Source organism: Flavobacterium sp. (assembly GCF_043722275.1).
In the GTDB taxonomy this organism is placed as follows: domain Bacteria; phylum Bacteroidota; class Bacteroidia; order Flavobacteriales; family Flavobacteriaceae; genus Flavobacterium.
The window spans coordinates 68,567-75,947 of record NZ_JAYSPC010000089.1 but is presented as its reverse complement, the minus strand read 5'-3'; the positions used below and the strand labels follow the sequence as shown (position 1 = coordinate 75,947).

At 33.4% G+C, this 7,381-nt stretch carries 9 protein-coding genes; 5 read left to right on the top strand and 4 right to left on the bottom strand.

Annotated elements, in window-relative coordinates:
• Positions 1–206: 206 nt before the first annotated feature.
• Positions 207–509, bottom strand: a complete 303-nt coding sequence (locus ACHZDT_RS11595) for a DUF5522 domain-containing protein (RefSeq protein WP_394774784.1) — start codon at positions 507–509, stop codon at positions 207–209.
• Between the two features lie 230 nt (positions 510–739).
• On the opposite strand from ACHZDT_RS11595, the gene ACHZDT_RS11590 reads away from it, so the two are divergent.
• The 3 genes from ACHZDT_RS11590 to ACHZDT_RS11580 all read left to right on the top strand — a co-directional run bounded on the left by ACHZDT_RS11590 (position 740) and on the right by ACHZDT_RS11580 (position 3,811).
• Complete coding sequence (locus ACHZDT_RS11590) at positions 740–1,882, top strand: ABC transporter substrate-binding protein (protein ID WP_394774783.1); 1,143 nt, start codon at positions 740–742, stop codon at positions 1,880–1,882.
• Positions 1,883–1,887: 5 nt separating this feature from the next.
• Positions 1,888–2,916, top strand: coding sequence for an iron chelate uptake ABC transporter family permease subunit (locus ACHZDT_RS11585; RefSeq protein ID WP_394774782.1), 1,029 nt, complete (start codon positions 1,888–1,890; stop codon positions 2,914–2,916).
• Positions 2,917–3,034: 118 nt separating this feature from the next.
• Positions 3,035–3,811 carry an ABC transporter ATP-binding protein gene (locus ACHZDT_RS11580; RefSeq protein WP_394774781.1) on the top strand — a complete coding sequence of 259 codons (777 nt, stop codon included), beginning with the start codon at positions 3,035–3,037 and terminating at the stop codon, positions 3,809–3,811.
• A 556-nt stretch (positions 3,812–4,367) separates the two neighbouring features.
• Here the strand turns inward: ACHZDT_RS11580 and ACHZDT_RS11575 are convergent.
• The 3 genes from ACHZDT_RS11575 to ACHZDT_RS11565 are packed head-to-tail and all read right to left on the bottom strand — an operon-like array spanning position 4,368 to position 5,950.
• Positions 4,368–4,847 (bottom strand): hypothetical protein, encoded by a 480-nt coding sequence (locus ACHZDT_RS11575; protein WP_394774780.1) that lies wholly within the window; start codon positions 4,845–4,847, stop codon positions 4,368–4,370.
• Between the two features lie 2 nt (positions 4,848–4,849).
• Positions 4,850–5,305 (bottom strand): tRNA (cytidine(34)-2'-O)-methyltransferase, encoded by a 456-nt coding sequence (locus tag ACHZDT_RS11570; RefSeq protein ID WP_394774779.1) that lies wholly within the window; start codon positions 5,303–5,305, stop codon positions 4,850–4,852.
• A 60-nt stretch (positions 5,306–5,365) separates the two neighbouring features.
• Positions 5,366–5,950: a pseudouridine synthase gene (locus ACHZDT_RS11565; RefSeq protein ID WP_394774778.1), complete on the bottom strand. Its 585-nt coding sequence runs from the start codon at positions 5,948–5,950 to the stop codon at positions 5,366–5,368.
• 142 nt (positions 5,951–6,092) lie between these two features.
• Here ACHZDT_RS11565 and ACHZDT_RS11560 point away from each other — a divergent pair, with 142 nt between their 5' ends.
• A complete protein-coding gene (locus ACHZDT_RS11560) occupies positions 6,093–6,464 on the top strand; it encodes a hypothetical protein (RefSeq protein ID WP_394774777.1) in 372 nt (123 codons plus the stop codon).
• A gap of 160 nt (positions 6,465–6,624) precedes the next feature.
• On the top strand, positions 6,625–7,377 hold the full coding sequence (locus tag ACHZDT_RS11555; RefSeq protein WP_394774776.1) for an SDR family NAD(P)-dependent oxidoreductase: 753 nt from the start codon (positions 6,625–6,627) through the stop codon (positions 7,375–7,377).
• The last annotated feature ends 4 nt before the right edge of the window (positions 7,378–7,381 follow it).

Genomic DNA, 7,381 nt, shown 5'->3' with positions numbered 1-7,381 from the left:
AATCAGTAAAATCAGCGTCTAATTTTGACGCGGATAAAACAGATTTACTTCGTAAAAACGCGGATAAAAACGGATTTGATTTGCAATAATTTTATTTTTTAAAAGCTTAACTTAATGACATTGGCTTCTATCCCAACACAAAAAAAGATAGTGTTTAAAATTTGTCATAAACTTATAACTTATAACCCATAACTAATAATTTATAATTAATAAGGGCAATGTCGACAATCATTTTCACAGCATGTTCCTCTTTTTAGATGAAACCAGGCTTTAAAAACATAGCTGCCATTTTCGATATAATAGTCAATCCCTTCAATAAGTTTTTCTTGTTTTGGTAAAGAAAGCGCTTTGTTTTTCAACGCTTTTTGAGGTGTAATTGTTTCTATATAAGCATCAATTTTGTCTTCGCATGCCTCTTTAAAGCAAACGGGACAAAGGCAATCTCCTCCTTCAGAAAGATTAAAAATAGGAGGAAAGTCATTGCACCAACATTTGCTTTCTGCTGACATATCTCCACAATTAAAAGAAGATTCACAGCTCGGGCAAACTTTTGTTTTTATGCTGTTCATAGGTTAAAGATGGTATTTTTTGGGTTTTGTAAGAATAAAGATAATCATAAAAAATAGAAATTGCCTTACCTTTGTTGCTATCAAAATGTAAATTATGAAATGGTGTTGATTTAAATATGCATAAAACGGAAAAATCAAAACTATTCCTTAAATAATAAGATAACCAATATATGAAACATTTATTCCCCAAATTAATTTTTATTATACCTTTTTTTGTTCTTATTGGATGTAAAAAGAATGAAACTCCAGAAATTACAAAACCTGAAATTGCAAAAAATAGTATCGAATATGCATCAGGACTTTCTATAGTAAAACACGAAGGATATACTACAGTAACCGTTACAGATCCGTGGCCAAATGCAAATGCAAAATTCACTTATGTTTTAAAGGAAAAAGAAGCAAAAGTTCCGGATAGTTTACAAAAATATACCACAATAAAAGTTCCTTTAGAATCTGTCGTAGTCACATCAACAACCAATATTCCGTTCTTGGAAATGTTAGAAGTTGAAGATAAATTAGTTGGTTTCCCTCACACCGATTATGTTTCATCAGAAAAAACCAGAGTTTTAATCGATAAAGGTTCCGTTAAAAATGTAGGTGAAAATGAAAAACTAAACATTGAACAATTAATTGAACTAGCTCCGGAATTAATTGTCACTTTTGGTGTAGATAACAATAATCCGGCATTGGAAAACTTGAAAAAAAGCGGACTAAATGTATTAATCCAAGCCGATTGGATGGAACAATCTCCACTAGGAAAAGCAGAATGGATCAAGCTTTACGGCGCATTATTTGGCAAAGAAGAAAAAGCAAAAGAATTATTTGATAAAATTGTTACGAGTTACAATCAGGCAAAAAAATTAGTAGCCGATAAACCTGCAACTTCAACCGTTTTATACGGTTCTATGTATGAGGATGTTTGGTACGTTGCAAAAGGAAATAGCTGGGTGGCGCAATTTATGAAAGATGCTCACGCAAATTATTTATGGGCAGATTTAAAAGGAACAGGAAGTGAAGGATTATCATTTGAAAAAATATTGGTAAAAGCTAAAACGGCAAATTTCTGGATTGCTTCCGGATCATTTAAATCTCTAGCCGAAATAGAAAAAACAAATCCGCATTACAGTCAGTTTGATGCTTTTAAAAATAAAAACGTTTATACATTCGAAGGTAAATTTGGCGCAACCGGCGGAACCGTTTATTATGAATTGGCACCAAGCCGACCTGATTTAGTTTTAAAAGATTATATCAAGATTTTTCACCCTGATTTATTGCCAAGCTATGAATTTACTTTTGCATCTAAATTAAACTAAGATCATTGATAAATAAAAAGCGAAATATAATCCTGTTTTCCATACTTGGTTTAGCACTTTTGTTAATGTTTTTTCTGGACGTAAGTTTAGGATCCATTACAATTCCGTTCAGGGAAGTTTATACCAGTTTAACAGGTGGCCAGGCAAGTAAATCAACTTGGGAATATATAATTATTAACTACCGGTTACCTAAAGCAATAACAGCATTTTTAGTTGGAGTAGGATTATCAATAAGCGGTTTGTTAATGCAAACCTTATTTAGAAATCCGCTTGCAGGACCTGACGTTTTAGGATTAAGTTCAGGATCAATTTTGGCAGTTGCAATTGTAATTTTAGGTGCAGGATTATTGCCGTCGTTTTTAAATTCGGTTTTATTATCCCCATACGCACTTGTATTAGCATCTACATTAGGCAGTGTTTCGGTTTTATTACTAGTTTTATTAGTTGCGCAAAGGTTGCGAAATACAATGGCAATTTTAATTGTAGGACTTATGTTTGGGAGTTTTACAAGCGCCATTGTTGGCGTTTTAACATATTTTAGTTCAGCCGAACAATTGCAAAAATTTACCTTTTGGTCATTAGGAAATCTTGGAAATCTTTCCTGGACGTCAATTGCTGTTTTAGCAGTTTGTGTAGGTATTGGTTTGCTTTTAAGCGCCAGCAGTATCAAACCTTTAAATGCATTGCTTTTAGGTGAAAATTACGCTAAAAGCATGGGCTTGAATTATAAAAAATCGAGATTAACAATCATATTTGCAACGAGTATTCTGGCAGGAAGCATAACGGCTTTTGCGGGTCCAATTGCTTTTATAGGATTAGCGGTTCCGCACATTGCAAAGCTGACTTTTCAAACCAGTAATCATGCAGTTTTATATTGGAGTACTTTTTTCTATGGCGGAATAATTATGTTGTTTTGCGATATTGCCTCGCAATTACCCGGATTAGATACCACATTGCCAATCAATGCAATCACTTCAATTATTGGAGCGCCGGTTGTTGTCTGGTTATTAATGCGAAAAAGAAATTTTCAGTAAAATATATTGCCCACTGATTGTACGGATTAAACCGATTTTCACAGATTCTTAAAATTATTTTAATCTATAGAAGAAATTCAGAAACTTAGTTACTCAGAAACTTAGCAACTTTAAAAAAATGAAAACCATTTTACAAACATCAAATTTAACCATTGGCTATAAGTCCAAGAAAACAACCGTGACTATTGCCCGGAATCTAAATTTGAATTTAAAATCAGGAAAACTCATTTCATTAATAGGAGCAAACGGAATTGGAAAATCGACTTTGTTACGAACTATTACAGGAATCCAGCAACCTTTAGAAGGAAATGTTTTTCTAAATGATAAAAATATAAATAGCTACAAACCCCTAGATTTAGCGCAGAATTTAAGCTTGGTTTTAACCGAAAAATTGCCGCCAAGTAATCTGTCAGTTTTTGAATTGGTTGCACTGGGTCGTCAGCCTTACACCAACTGGATTGGTACTTTGACTGAAACAGATATCGAGAAAGTTCATGAAGCATTACAATTGACTCAAATCGAACATTTGGCTCAAAAAAAACATTATGAAATCAGCGACGGACAATTACAAAAAGTTTTAATTGCCCGCGCTTTGGCACAAGATACTCCGCTGATTATTTTAGATGAACCAACCACACATCTTGATTTATTACACAAAGTTTCCTTGTTTAAATTGCTGAAAAAACTAACGCAGGAAACCCAAAAATGCATTTTATTCTCGACGCATGATATTGATTTGGCTATTCAGTTAAGCGATGAAATGATTATTATGACACCAGATTTAATAGTTCAGGACGAACCTTGTCATTTGATTTCAAAAGGAAGTTTCGCGACTTTATTCAAAGACGAAAATATTATTTTTGATGCCGAAAAAGGGAAGTTTGTAATTACTTAGGATTTTTGAGTCCCAGCGGGACATTATATTTATAGAAATGTTAAGCGTGTTTTACTAGAACCCCATCGGGGTGAAATATTTATTTGTCATTGGAGAATTAAGATATCGCTCCGCTGGAGCTTCGGTTGGAAATTTAATATTATCTATAAATATAACGCTCCTCTGGAGCTTGAAATAAAAGATGGAAATTTATAATTAAATAGATTTTTTGAGTCCTAGCGGACATCATATTTATAGAAATGTTAAGGGTGTTTTATTATAACTCCATCGGGGTGAAATATTTATTATCAACTCACGAATTAAGATATCGCTCCGATGGAGCTTCGATTGGAAATTTAATATTATCTATAAATATAACGCTCCTTTGGAGCTTGAAATGAAATAGAGAAGTTTATAATTACTTAGAGTTTTTTCAGGAGCTAATCCTTCTGTGCACTATATCTTTTGTGGCTCCCAAAGTTTCGGAACCGCCACAAAAGGATGCCGTTTCCATCAGGGCTAAAAAATTAGTTTTATGAGACCTTCATTTGCTTTAATTTCAAAATGAAGCTTATAATTAAACTATGTTGTTTTCCTTTTTATATCTATTTCGATGAATAGTAAGCGTAAGCGATAATTCACTGATATCTGTGCTTAAATTTGCAAGATCAAATTTCATTATCTGACCTGAATCAATGATAAAATAAATGAAGTAATCAGTATGATTTTTTTCGTTTATATATTCAGTAACTACTCTTTCATTTTCAATATTGCTCCACGGGACCAGAATTAAATTTCGATATTGAATTCCTTTGGAATTAATTCTAAATTGAACTTCATCAATTCTCTTTATTTCTTTAATTAAATAAGGGATTTGAAATAGAAAAATACCCGATAAAATAAGAGATACCAGAGATTGATTCTGATTTAGAAAATATATTGAAGCAACGACAAGTCCAATTAAAAGTAATATTCTCAAAAGAATATTTGTTCTTGTATAATAAATTAATATTTCTTTAGAATAACTTAAATTATTTACATCAATAATTGGTCTCATATTTAAACCTTCAACTTAATCTGACGTTTCGCTTCACCAACTACAAAAGCCACAGAATTCGCAATATTAAAGCTTCGGATTAATTTTGACATCGGAATCGTTAAATGATTTTCAAAACGTGCCAAAACTTCCGCGCTTAAACCAACGCTTTCCTTCCCGAAAACCAACCAGTCGCCATCTTGGAAATCAGTTTCAAGATATGATTTTTCGGCATGAGAACTCATTAAAAAAACACGTGATTGATCCGGAATCTGACTGATCCATTCTTCGATGTTTTGATATTCGGTAACGTCAAGATGTACCCAATAATCCAATCCGGAACGTTTCAGGTTTTTATCATTAATCACAAACCCAAACGGATGAATTAAATGTAATCTACTTTCTGTACCTACACATAACCGACCAATATTTCCGGTATTGTTTGGGATTTCCGGTTCTACAAGAACAACGTTTAGCATTATCGTTTATTTGGTTAATTGTTAATTTGTTTGGTCGTAAATTAAAGACTTATCTAATTTTCAAATTGACACATTTTCTAATTTAAAAAAATCAGAAACTTCTAAAACTTCTCCGGCTTTTAGGTTTTGCAAATATACATTTCCTATCCGAACGCGAACTAATCGCAAAGTGGGAAAACCAACTGCTGCGGTCATTTTTCGAACCTGACGAAACTTTCCTTCATTCACCGTTATTGATGCCCAGGAAGTTGGTCCGTGGCGTTCGTCCCGTATTTTTTTTGCTCGTGGTCCAAAATCAGGAATTTCGGTAACAATAAAAGCAGAACAAGGTTTAGTTTTGTATTTTCCGCCATCAAAACCTATTTCAACACCTTTTTGCAATTCTTCAATAGCTTCGGGAGTTATAACGCCATCAACCTGAACATAATATTCTTTGTCGACTTTTTTGCTTCTTATTTGTTCGCTTACTTTTCCGTCCGTAGTCAGTAAAAGCAATCCTTCAGAATCTTCGTCGAGTCTGCCAATTGCCATTGTTCCATCAGGAAAATCGTGCAATTCGCCTAAAAGTTTTTTCTTTCTTTTTAATTCATAGATAAATTGGCTTAAATAGCCATAAGGTTTAAAAAGAATGAAGTGTCTGTGCATGTTTGCTTTTTTTGTGGCAAAGATAGTTTTGTTTGATAAGGAATTAAAATATTGGCTAAATAAACCAAAAGCAATGTTAAAGCACTTAATTTTTAGCCTGAGAATTCGTAATATTATAATACTAACGCTAAAATATAAAATTATGGAAACTAATAATTTAGGATCAAAAAAGATAAATGGAGTACAAAAAGATATAGATGAATCTAAAGGAAAAAATATTTCTCATGATACAGAATCTCATAAATCAGAGATGAAAAAAGAAGTCGTAACAGATCAAGATGGAAATAAAGAAGTTGTGGACAGAGCTCGAAATGAAAATGAAGAAATAAATGAAGTTCCGGATAACTCAGGAAATACAAAAGAAAATGGAAATCGCGGAGTTACTACAGAAGAAGAGGCAAAAAAAACCGTTGAAAACAAAGATCTAAACTCAGATGTAACACCAAACCGATATCCTAATTCAAATCCTGAAAGTCATAAAGACCGTGGAAATATGAAATTAGATGAAGAATAATTCTTCCTTTTAAATAATGAATTTTTTGCTGATTTTCGGCTTTTTTTCTAAAATAACATTTGATTGGCAATCAGCATTAATGTTATTCTAAACTCTGTTTTCATGGACGTTGCCGGTTAATATCTTCGTAAATTGTAGTATAATTTTAAATATATTAAAAATGGCACTTTTAGAAAACAAGGTTGCTTTTGTATCTGGTGGTGGTTCAGGAATTGGACGTGCAGTTGCAGAAGCTTACGCTCGCGAAGGAGCAAAAGTAGTACTTTCAGATATTAACGTTGAACACGGCGAAGCAACCGTAAAAATTATAAAGGATAATGGTGGAGAAGCTTTTTTTGTAAAAGGAGATTCGTCAAGCGCAAGCGACAATAAACATATGGTTGAAGTAACCGTTTCTAAATATGGCCGACTGGATATTTCCTGCAACAACGCAGGAATGGGAGGTCCGGCAAAGCCAACGGGAGAATATGAGCCGGAAGCCTGGGATAAGGTAATTGCCTTAAATTTAAGCGGAGTTTTTTATGCCTGCCGTTATCAATTAGAACAAATGGAAAAAAACGGGGGAGGAAGTATTGTAAATATTGCCTCTATTCACGGGCAAGTTGCTGCGCCATTAAGTCCGGCATATACGGCATCAAAACACGGAGTTGTAGGTTTGACTAAAAATATTGCTGCAGAATATGCACTAAAAAATATTCGTTGCAATGCAGTTGGTCCCGGTTATATTGAAACAGCTTTGTTGAAAGACCATCTTAATAATGATGCTATGATCACTATTGCAGCAAAAGCGCCGATGAATCGTTTAGGGACCGTTGAAGAAATTGCAGCATTAGTAGTTTTTTTAAGTTCAGAAAAATCTTCATTCACAACCGGAAGTTACATAATTGCCGATGGTGGTTATACAGCCATATAAGGTT

What these genes read in the sequence shown, in the direction of transcription:
- ACHZDT_RS11595 (WP_394774784.1), bottom strand. Translation starts at nt 509, where the DNA reads ATGTCAGCAGAAAGCAAATGTTGGTGCAATGACTTTCCTCCTATTTTT.
- ACHZDT_RS11590 (WP_394774783.1), top strand. Translation starts at nt 740, where the DNA reads ATGAAACATTTATTCCCCAAATTAATTTTTATTATACCTTTTTTTGTT.
- ACHZDT_RS11580 (WP_394774781.1), top strand. Translation starts at nt 3,035, where the DNA reads ATGAAAACCATTTTACAAACATCAAATTTAACCATTGGCTATAAGTCC.
- ACHZDT_RS11575 (WP_394774780.1), bottom strand. Translation starts at nt 4,847, where the DNA reads ATGAGACCAATTATTGATGTAAATAATTTAAGTTATTCTAAAGAAATA.
- ACHZDT_RS11570 (WP_394774779.1), bottom strand. Translation starts at nt 5,305, where the DNA reads ATGCTAAACGTTGTTCTTGTAGAACCGGAAATCCCAAACAATACCGGA.
- ACHZDT_RS11565 (WP_394774778.1), bottom strand. Translation starts at nt 5,950, where the DNA reads ATGCACAGACACTTCATTCTTTTTAAACCTTATGGCTATTTAAGCCAA.
- ACHZDT_RS11560 (WP_394774777.1), top strand. Translation starts at nt 6,093, where the DNA reads ATGGAAACTAATAATTTAGGATCAAAAAAGATAAATGGAGTACAAAAA.
- ACHZDT_RS11555 (WP_394774776.1), top strand. Translation starts at nt 6,625, where the DNA reads ATGGCACTTTTAGAAAACAAGGTTGCTTTTGTATCTGGTGGTGGTTCA.